The organism is Arthrobacter sp. 10T419 (assembly GCF_056394105.1).
This window is the reverse complement of record NZ_JBFTHF010000006.1, coordinates 80279-94053: the sequence shown is the minus strand read 5'-3', so window position 1 is coordinate 94053 and position 13775 is coordinate 80279. Positions and strand designations below refer to the sequence as shown.

General features: G+C 71.2%; 9 protein-coding genes. 4 read left to right on the top strand and 5 right to left on the bottom strand.

Features of this window, described 5'->3' with window-relative positions; all coding sequences use genetic code 11:
• Positions 1–10: 10 nt before the first annotated feature.
• Positions 11–817: an RDD family protein gene (locus AC1DBD_RS11695; RefSeq protein WP_441418462.1), complete on the bottom strand. Its 807-nt coding sequence runs from the start codon at positions 815–817 to the stop codon at positions 11–13.
• A 172-nt stretch (positions 818–989) separates the two neighbouring features.
• Here AC1DBD_RS11695 and AC1DBD_RS11690 point away from each other — a divergent pair, with 172 nt between their 5' ends.
• Positions 990–1982, top strand: coding sequence for a stage II sporulation protein M (locus AC1DBD_RS11690; RefSeq protein ID WP_476982161.1), 993 nt, complete (start codon positions 990–992; stop codon positions 1980–1982).
• Between the two features lie 124 nt (positions 1983–2106).
• On the top strand, positions 2107–3408 hold the full coding sequence (locus tag AC1DBD_RS11685; RefSeq protein WP_476982160.1) for a TIGR01906 family membrane protein: 1302 nt from the start codon (positions 2107–2109) through the stop codon (positions 3406–3408).
• Positions 3409–3507: 99 nt separating this feature from the next.
• Here the strand turns inward: AC1DBD_RS11685 and AC1DBD_RS11680 are convergent, their stop codons facing one another.
• Positions 3508–5337 (bottom strand): AMP-dependent synthetase/ligase, encoded by a 1830-nt coding sequence (locus AC1DBD_RS11680; protein ID WP_476982159.1) that lies wholly within the window; start codon positions 5335–5337, stop codon positions 3508–3510.
• Between the two features lie 62 nt (positions 5338–5399).
• On the bottom strand, positions 5400–7148 hold the full coding sequence (locus AC1DBD_RS11675; protein WP_476982158.1) for a dolichyl-phosphate-mannose--protein mannosyltransferase: 1749 nt from the start codon (positions 7146–7148) through the stop codon (positions 5400–5402).
• A gap of 67 nt (positions 7149–7215) precedes the next feature.
• Here AC1DBD_RS11675 and rsmI point away from each other — a divergent pair, with 67 nt between their 5' ends.
• A complete protein-coding gene (gene rsmI, locus AC1DBD_RS11670; protein ID WP_476982157.1) occupies positions 7216–8133 on the top strand; it encodes a 16S rRNA (cytidine(1402)-2'-O)-methyltransferase in 918 nt (305 codons plus the stop codon).
• A gap of 199 nt (positions 8134–8332) precedes the next feature.
• Positions 8333–9832, top strand: a complete 1500-nt coding sequence (locus AC1DBD_RS11665) for an NAD-dependent succinate-semialdehyde dehydrogenase (RefSeq protein ID WP_441418456.1) — start codon at positions 8333–8335, stop codon at positions 9830–9832.
• Here AC1DBD_RS11665 and AC1DBD_RS11660 read toward each other — a convergent pair.
• Positions 9829–12366 (bottom strand): transglutaminase TgpA family protein, encoded by a 2538-nt coding sequence (locus AC1DBD_RS11660; protein ID WP_476982156.1) that lies wholly within the window; start codon positions 12364–12366, stop codon positions 9829–9831. The genes AC1DBD_RS11665 and AC1DBD_RS11660 overlap by 4 nt on opposite strands.
• On the bottom strand, positions 12363–13766 hold the full coding sequence (locus AC1DBD_RS11655) for a DUF58 domain-containing protein (RefSeq protein ID WP_476982155.1): 1404 nt from the start codon (positions 13764–13766) through the stop codon (positions 12363–12365). Before AC1DBD_RS11655 ends, AC1DBD_RS11660 begins: the two co-directional genes overlap by 4 nt.
• Positions 13767–13775 lie beyond the last annotated feature (9 nt).

Sequence of the window (13775 nt, the reverse complement as noted above, 5' to 3'; positions counted from 1 at the left end):
CGGACGACGGTCAGCGGGCCCGCTGGTGCGGCAGCCGCCCAAGCCGTGCGCCGAGGCGTGCGTTGCGTTCCCGGGTGAGCCGCAGGCGGTCCAGCTCGCGGCGGCTCCGCTCGCCCAGCACCGCGGCCAGGTATTCCTCCGGCCCGGTTCCGGCCGGCGGCGGGGGAGCAACGTGCGCCGCTAGCTCGGTGGCCAGCGACTGCGCCATCGCCACCCGGGAGCCGGGGGACATGCGGTGGGCCTGGCGGATGAAGAGCGAGGCGCGGCGGGCCGCGGCGTCCGGAATCCGGCCAATGTCCGCGAGCGACACCCAGGGCTGGAGGTGGAACGGCACGCTGTGCAGCACGGGAGCTTCGGCCTGCACCCGCCGTCGCAACGCATAGGTGCCGGCCACCAGGTCACCGAGCCGCTTGGACTTCCCGTTGAAGAGCGCGACGGCGATCGCCAGTCCGCCCAGCGTCGTGTAAATCTCGAGGAAACCTATCAGCCCCCGGATCAGGGCATGCCGGAAACGGATCGCACCGCCGTCGTCGCGCACGATCCGCAGGCCGGTGGCCAGCTTCCCCAGCGACAGGCCGCGGCTGAGGGTCTCCACCGTGACGGGCAGCACCACGAAGCAGAAGACGACGACGACGGTGACCAGGGCGCCCATGGCGGCACGATCCAGCTCGGGGGCGGCGGCGCCGACTACCACCAGCAGGCCCCAGAGCACGGCGGTGTGTGCCAGGACGTCCAGCAGCAGGCCCAGCGCCCGGGCGGCGAACGACGCCGGCCGCAACTCCAGGACGACGCCCTCGCCTGTGATGATGGAACTCAACCCGGACCCCCACTCGTCTGCCAGTCAGGCACAGTCTAACCATCGTCAGGTGCCGGTCCTGAGCGCGGACAGACCTTTGCCGCCACGTTTTCCGGGGCAACCGGGGCCGGAACTGCCCGTTCGCGCCGTGGTGGGGCCGCAACTGCCCGTTCGCGGGCGCTAGGGTGGTGCCGTGGACATCGAGGCGTTCTCCCTGGTGAACGGGGACAAATGGGCGCGGCTGCACGCGCTGGCGCACCAGCGCAGGCTCAGCGGGACCGACGCCGACGAGCTGTTGCGGCTCTACCAAGGCGCATCGGCCGACCTTTCGCTGCTGCGGTCCGTGGCCCCCGAGAGCGGGCTGTCCGCCGCGCTGTCCGCCAGCCTCGCTCAGGCCCGCACCCGCTTCACCGGCGCGAGATCCAACTTCATGGAGGACCTCGCCCAGTTCTTCGTCGTCGCACTGCCCGCCGCCCTCTACCGGATCCGCTGGCTGACCGCCTGGTGCGGGCTCGCGTTCTGCCTGATCGCCGCCGCCTATGCGCTCTGGATCGGCAACTCCCCGGAGGCCCTGCGCGCCCTGGGCTCGGATGCCGAGGTCCGCCGCTACGTGGAGCAGGACTTCATCAACTACTACTCGGAGAATCCCGCCGCGTCCTTCGCCGGCCTGGTCTGGACCAACAACGCCTGGATCGCCGCTCAGGCCGTGGCGCTGGGCATCACCGGGTTCTGGGTCCCGATGATTCTGATCGGCAATGCCCAGGGTGTCGGTGTCGCCGCCGGGGTCTTCGCCGGCGCCGGCAAGCTCGACGTGTTCTTCAGCTACATCCTCCCGCACGGGCTGATGGAACTGACGGCGGTCTTCGTGGCCTGCGCGGCAGGGCTGCGGATCTTCTGGGCAGTGGTGGCGCCCGGGCCGCGCCGCCGCTCGCAGGCGCTCGCCGCCGAGGGCCGCTCGCTCATCACCGTGGCCCTCGGCCTGGTCCTGGTGCTGCTGGTTTCGGGCGTGGTTGAAGGCTATGTGACGCCGAGCGATCTGCCGGTGTGGGCCAAGATCACCATCGGCGCCGCCGTCCTGGCCGCTTATTGGGCGTATGTTCTGGTGTTTGGCGGGCGGGCGCACGGTTCCGGCGCCACCGGTGACCTCGGCAGCGGGGACGCCGGTTACGCCGAAATTTCCGCCTGAATCCGCCCGGCCACGGGGTGGCACCTCGCCGGGGCTGAGGCCCTGACGGTAGGCTCGGTGTCAGATATGTGGCGTTGCCGGCCCAAGGCCCGGCGGCGCGGAACCCTATGGAAGCGAAGCTGCAGTGACCGAAAAAAGTCCCACCCCTCCGAATCGGCAGGATCCGCACCTGGATTCTGCCGACGACGCCGGCGAGCCTGCCTTCGAGTGGATGAAGCCGGCCGGCGCGGGCAAGCGGTCCGACGCGGCGTCCGGAGCTCCCGAGACTGAGCGGACCGCCGCGGCGCCGGACGCTGAGCCCACCGCCGCGACGCAGGACGCTGACCGCACGGCCGCGACGCCGGTTCCGGTCGATCCGGCCGGAACCCCGGCCGCCGGTGAACGCCAGGGCCGGCGCGCCGAACGGAAGGCAGCCGACGACGCCGCGGCCGGCGCTGCCACGCCCGCCGGCGCTGCCGGGACGGAAGAATTCAACGAGTCGCTGCCCACCTCGGCCCTGCAGGTCCGGCCGCCGCGCGAAGAGGTGGAACGCCGCAACGCCGAGCGCGAACATGCCGCCAACGCCAAGCCGGTCGCCCCCCGGGTGATGCAGGTCCTGCTCGCGGTCTGCTACCCGGTGATCCTGCTGGTCCTGGCCGTCCGCGCCGTGACCAGCCCGCTGTTCCTCTGGGTGGAATACAACCGCCCGGGCTTCCCGGGGGACGGCTACGGCTTCAACACCGACGACCGGATGACGTACGGCTCCTACGCTGTCGACTACCTGAGCAACTGGTCCGGCCCGCGCTACCTCGGCGAGCTCGTGAACCGCTCCGGCGAGCCGCTTTTCAAGGACGGCGAAGTCAGCCACATGGCCGACGTCAAGCTTGTCATCCTCTCCGCCTTCGGAGCCGGTGCCTTGCTGGTGGTGCTCAGCCTGGTTGCCATCCTGTACCTGCGCCGGCGCAGCACCGGGGGAGTACGCCGCGGCCTGTTCGCAGGTTCCATTGTCACGCTCGTGATCATCGTCGGCCTGGGCGTACTCGCGGTGCTGGGCTGGGAGCAGTTCTTCACCGAGTTCCACCGCGTCTTCTTCGCCAACGGCACCTGGACCTTCTCCCTTCAGGACACCCTGATCCGGCTGTTCCCGGGCCAATTCTGGGTTGACGCCGGGATCGTGATCGGTGCCCTCGTCCTGCTCGCAGCCCTGCTCACGCTGATCCTCACCTGGCCGACCCGCAAACGCCGCGGACTGCCACCCCGGGTCCGGAATGCCTCCGCCGCCGAGGACGCCGGGGACGTCGCCGCGGACCCGGCCGAGCTCAAGGGCCGCCGCTTCAAGCGCAGCCGGAACGGCGCCGTCGACGGCCCGGCCGGCCGCGACGCAGACGCCGGAACCGACGCCGCCAGCAACGAAGCGGCAGCCGCTCGCCGCGAGGGCGCCTCCTAAGCCTGGAGACCCGGAGACCCAAAGACCCGGAGAGACAAAAAGCGGCCGGCACGAGAGTGCCGGCCGCTTTTGCGTGCGCCGCTGCCGGGCGCCGCGTCCCTAGCCGTAGATCCGGTCGATGTGGGCCTGGAAATCACGCACAACGGCGGAGCGCTTGAGCTTCAGTGACGGCGTGAGGTGCCCGGACTCGACCGTGAAATCGGCGTCCAGCACCACGAAGGTGCGGATCGACTCCGCCTTGGACACCAAGGCGTTGGCGTCGTCGACGGCGGCCTGGATGGCGGCCCGGACCTGGTCGTTGGCCGCCGCCTCCGTGGCGCCCATGACGGGGATGCGCTGCGCGGCACACCAGTTCTCCAGGCCCTCCGGGTCCAGGTTGACCAGGGCTGACACAAACGGCCGCCCGTCACCGACCACCACTGCCTGCGCCACCAGCTGGTGCTCGCGGATCTTTTCCTCCAGCGGTCCGGGTGCCACGTTCTTTCCGCCCGCGGTGACCAGCAGGTCCTTCTTCCGCCCCGTGATGGTCAGGAAACCGTCGGCGTCCAGGGAGCCGAGGTCGCCGGTGCGGAAAAACCCGTCGACGAACGCTTCGGCGTTGGCCGCCTCGTTGGCGTGGTACCCCTTGAAGACACCGATGCCCTTGACCAGGATCTCGCCGTCGTCGGCGATCCTGATGGTGGTGCCGGGCACCGGGATGCCCACGGTCCCCACCTTGGTGCGGGTCGGGGTGTTGGCCGTGCACGGCGCCGTCGTTTCGGTCAGGCCGTAGCCTTCGAGGACGGGGACGCCGGCGCCGCGGAAGAAGTGCGCATCGTGGGAACTGAGCGGGCTGGCCCCGGAGACGGTGTAGCCGAGGCGGCCGCCGAACGCCTGCCGCAGTTTCGGGTACAGCACCCGGTCGAAGACGCCGTGCTTGGCGCGCAGGAGCCAGCCGGGCCCGGCGCCCTCACCGCGGGCGGCGGCTTCGAGCGCCTTTGAGTAGTCGACGGCGACGGCGGCGGCCGCCTCGAAGAGGCGGTCCTTGCCGGCCAGCGCCGCTTTGTGCGCGGCGCCGGCATAGACCTTCTCAAAGATCCGGGGCACTACGAGGAGGAAGGTCGGCTGGAACGTGCCGAGGTCCTCCAGCAGTTCCTTGGCATTGGAGGTGTGGCCCAGCGTGGTCCCGGCACTGAGGCAGATCACCTGCACGGCGCGGGCCAGGACGTGGGCCAGCGGGAGGAACATCAGCGTCCGGGTGGGGGGCTGCAGCAGGATCTCCGGCAGGAACAGGACGATGTTCTTCGCGACGAGGGCAAAGTTGCCGTGCGTGATTTCGCAGCCCTTGGGCCGGCCCGTGGTGCCGGAAGTGTAGACCAGGGAGGCCACATCGGCGAGGCCGGCCGCCGAGCGCTGCCGCTCCAGCTCGGCGTCGCTGACGCCGGTGCCGGCGGCAGCCAGGCTGGCGAGGTTCGGCGCCGCGCCGTCGTAGTCCATCCGGACCACGCCGAGCACCCGGCCCGCCAGCAGCTCCGAGCCGTCCAGCACGCCCTGTACCAGCGTGGCCTTCGCCGCGTTTTCGACGAAGACGCGGCGGGCGCCGGAGTCGTGCAGGATCCACTCGACCTGGCTGGCGGAGGAGGTCTCATAGATGGGGACGGTGACGCCGCCGGCGAACCAGATGGCGAAGTCCACCACGGTCCATTCGTACCGGGTGGCGGACATGACCGCGACCGTCTCGCCCGGGGTAAGTCCGCCGGCGATCAGCCCCTTGGCCAGGGCCGTGACCTGGTCCAGGAACTGCTGGGCCGGAATGTCTGTCCAGCCGGCGGGGCCCTTGCGGGCATAGAGCGCATGCACCGGATCCTTGGCGTGCTGCTCCAGCAGCAGGTCCGTGACATTGCTTTCCGGATCCAGCTCGACGAGCAGTCCGGTGCTAGCTTCTCTCACAACCCGTGTCTCCCGTTCCGGTCCGCGGCCCCGCGGACGCGGGCTCCGCTAGTAATCCTGCCCTAGATCCAGGACGGCATCCACATCCGCAGGCGCCAGTCCTGGTACGTAATCAGCTCCGCGGTCCACACCGGGTAAAAGAACGCCGAGAGCAGCACGGCCGCGACGACAAACAGCGCGACGAGTAGGAGGCCGGAGCGGCGCCGCCAGAGCGGGTCGGTGCGCCGGCCCAGGACCAGCCCCAGGCAGTACACCAGGGCCAGCACCAGGAACGGCTCGAAGGACACCGCATAGAAGAAGAACATGGTGCGTTCCGGGTACATGAACCACGGCAGGTAGCCGGCGCCCACGGCGGCCAGGATGGCCCCGGCGCGCCAGTCGCGCCGGCCCGCCCACCAGAAGAGCAAGATGCCGAGGCAGACCGCCGCGCTCCACCAGATCAGCGGGTTGCCGACCGAGAGGATGGCCGAGGTGCAACTGGGCAGCTCGCAGCCGGCCGTTCCCTGCTTGGACGACTCATAGAAGAACGACGTAGGCCGGCCCAGCACCAGCCAGCTCCAGGCACTCGCCTCGTAGGGGTGGTCCGCGCTCAGGCCCTGGTGGAACTTGTAGGCCTCGAGGTGGTAGTGGGCCAACGAACGGAGTGAATCGGGCAGCCAGCCCCACTGGGCCGAGGGGTTGGTTTCGGCCCAGTGCCGGAAATAGGCGTTGCTGGAGCGGAACCAGCCAGCCCAGGTGGCCGTGTAGACCAGTGCCGCGACCGGGACGATGCTCAGGAAGGCGCCGATGCCGTCCTTGAGGATGCCGCCCGTGATCCAGCCATGCACGCCGGCGATCCGGCGCGCGCTGAGGTCCCACAGGACCGTCATCAGCCCGAAGCCGGCCAGGAAGAACAGGGCGGACCATTTGGTGCCGACCGCGAGACCGAGGCAGACACCGGCGGCCAGCCGCCACCAGCGGATCCCCAGCCACGGCCCGGCCGCAAGCTGCAGCCGGGAGGGGCGCCCCTCGGCGGAGGCCGCGGCTTGTCTGCCGAGCCGCTTCGCGAGCCGGCGGCGGCCGTCGTCGCGGTCCATCAGCAGCGCGCCAAAGGCCGCGAGGATCCAGAACATCAGGAAAATGTCCAGCAGCGAGGTGCGGGACATCACCAGGTGGTGGCCGTCCACCGCCAGCAGCACCCCGGCCACGGCGCCCAGGGTGAGCGAGCGGAAAAGCTTCTGCGCAATCAAGGCGAGCAGGAAGATCGAAAGGGTGCCGGTCAGGGCGGCCCCGAAGCGCCACCCGAAGGGGTTTTCCGGGCCGAAGAGCCACATCCCGGCGGCGATCATCCACTTGCCCACCGGCGGGTGGACCACGTACTCGGGGCTGTCCAGCAGTACCCCGGGGTTGCCCGCGATGAAGGAGTCGTTGGCCTTGTCCGGCCAGGCGCGCTCGTAGCCGCTGACCAGGAGGGAGTAGCCGTCCTTGACGTAGTAGGTCTCGTCGAACACCAGGTTGTGCGGGGTGTCCAGCCGGACAAAGCGCAGGATTCCGCCAAGCACCGCGGTGAGGGCCGGGATGAGCCAGAACCACAGGCGCAGCGAGGGCGGATAGTCGCGCCAGCTGCGGATGTTGCCGATCAGCCGCTCTGTCAGGTCCTCGGCGTCGAATGCCTTGCCGGGACGGCTGATCCAGCGGTGGCCCTCGAGGTTGCGTCCGGTGCCCGGCAGGTCCGGCCTCCGGGCGTGGTGGCGGGTGCTGTCCGGGCTGCCGTCGGCGGGCACGGCCTCGGCTGAACCGGCCTCGGCAGGCCGCATGGGGGTCTGCGTCACGTTGCCATGCTACCTTTCGCGGCCGTGATCGTCGGTCCCGCGCGCCCGCCGGCAGTAGGCTTATGGGGTGGATCCCGAACAAAGCACCTCCCAACGCAATTCCCCGGCACCCGCCTCCGCCGACGCCGTTCCGGCAGCGGGGACGGCCGCCGGACCGGGCCGGATCGTGCTTGCCGCCACCCCGATCGGCAACGTCGGCGACGCCTCCGCCCGGCTGATCGGGCTGCTGGAAACGGCGGACATCGTCGCTGCCGAGGACACCCGGCGGCTGCACCGGCTGGTTCAAAGCCTCGGCATCACCGTGGCGGGCCGGGTGATCAGCTACCACGAGCACAACGAGGCAGCCAAGACCGGCGAACTCCTGGACCAGGTCCGCTCCGGCAAGACCCTGGTCATGGTGACCGACGCCGGCATGCCCTCGGTCTCGGACCCCGGCTTCCGCCTGGTCGAAGGCGCCGTCGCCGCCGGGCTCACCGTCACCGCCGTTCCGGGCCCGTCCGCCGTACTGACCGCGCTCGCCCTCTCCGGGCTGCCGACGGACCGCTTTTGTTTCGAGGGCTTCCTGCCGCGGAAGGCCGGCGAACGGACCTCGCGGCTCGCGGACCTCGACGCCGAGCGTCGCACCATGGTGTTCTTCGAGGCGCCGCACCGGCTGGAGCCCATGCTCCGGGCCTTGCACGAACGCTTCGGCGCCGACCGCCGCGCGGCCGTCTGCCGGGAACTCACCAAAACCTACGAAGAGGTCATCCGCGGGACCCTGCGCGAACTGCTCCGCTGGGCCGAAACCAACGAGGTCCGTGGCGAGATCGCCGTCGTCGTGGGCGGTGCGCCCGAGCGGGAGCCGGGTAAGCCGGAGGACCAGGTCGCGGCCGTGAACGCGCTGATCGCCCAGGGCATCCGGCTGAAGGAGGCCGTCGCCGCGGTGGCCGATGACGCCAGGGTCAGCAAACGCGAACTCTATTCCGCCGTTCTCGCCGCGCGCTGACGCGGGGCTCCGGCCGCGGGCCGCGGGGCCGCGCCGCCGTTGTGCAGCTGCACAGCAGATCCGGCTTGGTCTAGTGCGCAGATGCGTAGACACCCCGGAGAGCCCGGCAGTACCGTGGCAGTAGTCCAGGCCCGCGGCGCAAGCCGGTGCGGGGCTGATCAGAAAATTTTCCGAACCCATTGCTGACGAGGGAGTCATTGTGACTGTAACTGCCCAGCCCACCGTTACCGCGGAGCGCGAGGCCGCACTGCTGGCGTCCGTGCCGACCGGCCTGCTGATTGACGGACAGTGGCGTCCGGCCGCGTCCGGCAAGACGTTCGACGTCGAGGATCCCGCCACCGGCAAGGTGCTGTTGAGCCTGGCCGACGCCGGTCCCGAGGACGGCGCCGCGGCCCTGGACGCGGCCGCCGCCGCGCAGGAGTCCTGGGCCAAGGTCCCGCCGCGGGAGCGCGGTGAGATCCTGCGCCGCGCCTTCGAGCTCGTGACCGAACGGGCCGAGGACTTCGCGCTGCTGATGACCCTGGAGATGGGCAAGCCGCTGGCCGAAGCCCGCGGCGAAGTCACCTACGGCGCCGAGTTCCTGCGCTGGTTCTCCGAGGAGGCCGTCCGCGCGTTTGGCCGCTACTCGGTTTCCCCGGACGGCAAGTCCCGGCTCCTGGTGACCAAGAAGCCGGTGGGGCCGTGCCTGCTGATTACGCCGTGGAACTTCCCGCTGGCCATGGCCACCCGCAAGATCGCCCCGGCCGTCGCCGCCGGCTGCACCATGGTGCTCAAGTCCGCGAACCTCACGCCGCTGACCTCGCAGCTCTTTGCCGCCGTCATGCTGGAAGCCGGCCTGCCCGCGGGCGTGCTGAACGTGATCCCGACCTCCACCGCGGGCGCCACGACCGGCCCGCTGATCAAGGATTCCCGGCTCCGTAAGCTTTCCTTCACCGGCTCCACCGAGGTGGGCCGCCGGCTGCTCGCGGACGCCTCCGAGACGGTGCTGCGGACCTCGATGGAACTCGGCGGCAACGCCCCGTTCGTGGTGTTTGAGGACGCCGACGTCGACGCCGCGGTAGCCGGAGCAATGCTGGCGAAGCTGCGGAACATGGGCGAGGCCTGCACCGCGGCGAACCGCTTCATCGTGCACGAGTCCGTGGCCGACGAGTTCGCGGAGAAGTTCGCCGCGAAGATGAAGGACATGACCACGGCCCGGGGCACCGAGGCGGACTCCAAGGTCGGCCCGCTGATCGACGCGAAGAGCCGCGACAAGGTCCACGAGCTCGTCACGGACGCGGTGAACGCCGGCGCTGTGACAGTGCTGGGCGGCGCCGCCGTCGAGGGTCCGGGCTACTTCTACCAGCCCACGATCCTCAAGGGCGTCACCGAGGGCACCCGGATCCTGTCCGAGGAGATCTTCGGACCCGTCGCCCCGATCATCACCTTCGACACCGAGGACGAGGCCGTCCGGCTCGCGAACAACACCGAATACGGCCTGGTGGCCTACGTCTTCACCAAGGACCTCAACCGGGGCATCCGGATGGGCGAACGCCTCGAAACCGGCATGCTGGGCCTGAACGCCGGCGTCGTGTCCAACGCGGCAGCACCGTTCGGCGGAGTCAAGCAGTCCGGCCTGGGCCGCGAAGGCGGCCTCGAAGGCATCGAGGAATACCTCTACACGCAGTACATCGGCATCGCCGACCCCTACGCCGGCTAGCTTCGGCGAAGCCTGCGGGCGGCGTCGCGGACCCTGGACCAGGATTCCGCGGCGCCGCGTCCGGCTGACCTGGCCGGGACCGAAACGGCCCGCAGCGGTGTCCATGCCCGGCGCCGCCAGCGGGCCGTGAGCGACGGCGGCAGCCAGATGGCGCGCCAACGGGTCCACCACGAAGCGTGGGCGCGCAATGCGTCCCGGACCTGTTCGACCCTGTCCGCGGGAGAGCCCGGCAGGGAGCCCGGCAGGGAGTCCGGCCGGGAGTCCGGCCGGGAGTTGCCCGCCGGGGAGTCCGTGTCGGGGCGGCCGTAGCGCTGCCGTTCAAAGTCGGCGCTCAGGGAGGCCACGGCAGCGTGGGCCGGGGCGTCCACGCCGCCCGGCTCGCCGAGCGCCGCTGAACCGCGCAGCCGGGCGGAAAAATGCCGCGGCGTTTCGCTGCTGCGCGGCGGGATCCCGAAGTCCGTGGCCAGGTCCCGCAGCTCCGCCCAGGCCGGGGCGGCTGCCCCCGACAAGCCGGAGGCCTTGAGCCGCCGCCGCCGGACGCCGCCGCGCGCCAGCGCCGGGGCCGACAGTAGCAGGAGCACCAGCAGCAGCCCGCCGGCGCCGTACAACAGGGGGGCCAGGCTGCTGCCGGACCCGTCCCCGCCCGCGGTTGCGGGCAACGGCAACGGTGCGGGCGCAGGGGCCGCCGTGGGTTTGAGGTCATCCTCGGGGATCAGGCCATCGTTGTTCTCGTTGGTGCTGGCGCCGCTGCGCGCCGCTGGCTCGGTGGCGTAGCCCGGCACCACGCCGCGCGAGGGCGTCGGCTCGAAGGCCACCCAGCCGACGCCCTGGAAGTACAGTTCGGGCCAGGCGTGCGCGTCACGGGCGTCCACCTCATACTCGGGCAGCGCCCCCAGGCCCGGGATCGTCACGGTGGACCCGGTGGCGCGTCCGGGAGCGTAGCCGACGGCGACCCGGCTCGGGATCCCCTCCAGCCGCGCCATCACGGCCATCGCCGAGGAGAAGTGGATGCAGTAGCCGCTCTTCTGGGCCAGGAAGTCCGCCAGCACTGACAACCCGTTGCCGTCGTAGCCACCCTGGACGGGGGACTGAAGCGAGTAGCTGAACTCCGCGGAACGCAGGTACTGCTGGATCGCCATGGCCTTGGCGTAGTTGCCGCGGCTTCCCGCAGTGACCGTGTCCGCAGTCTGCCGCACGATCTGGGGTACGTTGGCGGGGACCCGGGTGAAGGTGTCCGGCACCGCCTGCGCCCTGTCCGGGGAGTCAGCCAGCACGGCCCGGGTGAGCTTCGGCGCCACCGACGCCACAACGTACTGCTGGTTGCGCGAGTTGGTGTCCAGGCCCTTGATGCTCAGCGTGGCCGGATCCCAGCTCCACCGGCCGGTCAGGCCGTTCACCGACTCGGGCGCGTAGGGGGCGGGCAGGTACGGGCTCGTGAACTGGCCCGTGTTGACGGCCGTGACCACCCGGACCTGTTCTTCCACGCTGGGGGCGGGCCCCGGGTCCATCCTTCCGGTGCCCGGCTGCCGGCTGGCGTCACGGTCGTCCGGCGCCCACGCATCGCCGTCGAAGCTGTCCACGGTGACGGAGCGCAGGTACGGCGCCTGCGAGGCGTTGGTGGCGTAGGTAATCCGTCCGTCGCCGGTGGGGCTGCGCAGGCTGTTGCCGAGGCTGATCATGGGGTTCAATCCGCTCGCGGATCCCCAGGGATTCAGCCGGGATCCCTGCGGAAAGATGCCCTGGTCGAAGCCCGGGATGGCCAGCTGGAACAGCAGCGTCAGGACCAGCGCCACCGCCCCGGTCAGGGAAGCGCGTTTGAGCTGGCCGGGATTGCGCGCCGTGTCCGCCCGGGTCCGGGAGTTGGGGTGGAACCAGTGGCTGCTGGCCAGGATCATGAGGTAGCCCGCCGCGGCGCCGGTGAAGCCCAGCCAGCCGACGCTCTGCGGTTTCACCATGGCCGGAACCACCAGGATGGCCAGGATCCCGAGCCCGCTGGTCGCCGGCAGCGCGAGCGGGACGGCGAGGGCGTCGACCAGGATCACCACCAGGCCGAGCACCCCGCAGATCAGCAGGACGATGCCGGCGTTGGGCGCCACCGGTGAGCTCTCGGCGAGCACGGTCTCGCTGGCCCGCCGCAGGTACCGCTGCAGCTGGGCCATGGTGTCGCCGGACGGAATGAATCCGGCGATGCTGTGCTGGCGGAAGAAGGTGAAGGTGAGGACCAGGGCCAGCACCACGAAGCCTCCCGCGCCGACCAGGACGCCGTGCAGCCGCAGGGCCCGGAGCCCCGCCATCGCCAGCGCGACGGTGAAAACCGTGGTGAGCACTGCCGGGTACCAGGCCCAGCCGCGCAGCACGCCGTTGAGCCCCAGCGCCGCGCCGGCGACGGCCACCGCGACGGCGAGCCCCATTGCCCAGGGCTCGACGCCGGCACCCTTCGGCCCGGCGGCCGCGCCCGGCGCCGGGACGGAGGGCCGTCCGGGCTCGGCCGCGGACGGTCCCGGGGCCCTGTTGCGCTGCGGGGTCAGGGTCATCGCCGGCCTCCGGCGACGGGCCGGGCACCGTCGGCCGCCGCTGATCCTGCGGCCGGCGGAAGCCCGGCGGCGCCGTCCTGGTCGAAGGCGGACCAGGCGGCCGGCAGCGGGGTGGCCGCGGAGACGGCGACGGCGCGCCAGCCGCCGCGGCGCAGGAACTCCAGGACCGGCCCGGTGTCAGCCGCGCGGTCCGTGACCAGGAGGGCGAAGGCATTCGCGCCGAACCCCGCCGCCGGGGCCAGCGCGCGCGCCTCCGCCGGCGAGAGACGGCCCAGGATCGCCAGGATCGGCCCCCGCAGGCGGTGCGCGGAGAGCTTGTCCATCAGCCGGTCGTCGAAAGGCTGCGGCCCGGCGTCGGCTGCGCCGTGGCGCGGACCGCTGAGCGCGATGGCGGCCAGGCTCTCCGCAATGGACTGCAGGCCGCCGGTCCCGGCGTACTCGTCGGCCTCCGGCTCCGGCGCCGACGGCGAATTCAGGAAGGCCGGATCCCCGGCCGGGTCCAGGCAGCGCAGCGCGTAGTTGCGCTCGCCAAGGTGGGTGCTGATGGACATCGCGGCCGTGACGGCCCATTCGAAGGCGTCGCTGGTGACCAGTTCATGCCCGTCCGCGGCCGCGCCGCCGGAAACATAGCCGGCGCCCTGCGCGTAGGCCTGGAAGCGCTGGTCCAGGATGATCGTGGCTTCCGGAGTCGTGACCGATTCCTCCTGCCGCACCATGAGGGAGCCGTGCCGGGCGGTCGCCGCCCAGTGCACGCGGCGCATCGGATCGCCGTGCCGGTACTCGCGGGTCATGACGTCGTCGTCGCTGGGGTTCGCGCGGATCCGCGTTGCGGTGACGCCGTCGTGGCCGCGTGCGCCCGCGAGCCCGGTCGCGGGGAGCTCGACGGCGGCGGGGGTCACCGTGAGGACGTCGCCGGCGTCGATCGCGTGGCGGTGCACGGAGAGCCCGAAAGGGTCGCTGAATTCGGCCGTGACCGGCCCGATCAGGAACTGGCCGCGTTTCGCGCTCCGAAGCTGGTATTCGTAGCGGCTGGTTCCCGCGACGGCGGTCCGCGCCGGGAAGCGGAACACCGGGGACTGCCCGAACCGGGACGGCAACTGCTCCTCCATCAGGGCCAGGCCGTTGCCCGGACCGGTGCGGGCCACCGCCAGCCGGACGGTGGTCGTCGCGGAGGTCTCCACCGGGGATGGGTTGAACTCGCGGTAGACCCGGAACCGGGGTTTCAGCACGCGCGTGCCGGCAAGGGACAGCAGCGGGAGGACCAGCAACAGGAGCGCCAGCGCCAGCAGGTCGCGGCGGCCCAGTATTTGAGCGGCCAGCAGGGACAGGACGCCCGCTCCCAACAGGCCCCAGCCGCGCGAGCTGAAGATGTGCCTAGGGAACCGGTCCAGCACCGCCACGGCCGCCTC

What these genes read in the sequence shown, in the direction of transcription:
- AC1DBD_RS11660 (WP_476982156.1), bottom strand. Translation starts at nt 12,366, where the DNA reads ATGACCCTGACCCCGCAGCGCAACAGGGCCCCGGGACCGTCCGCGGCC.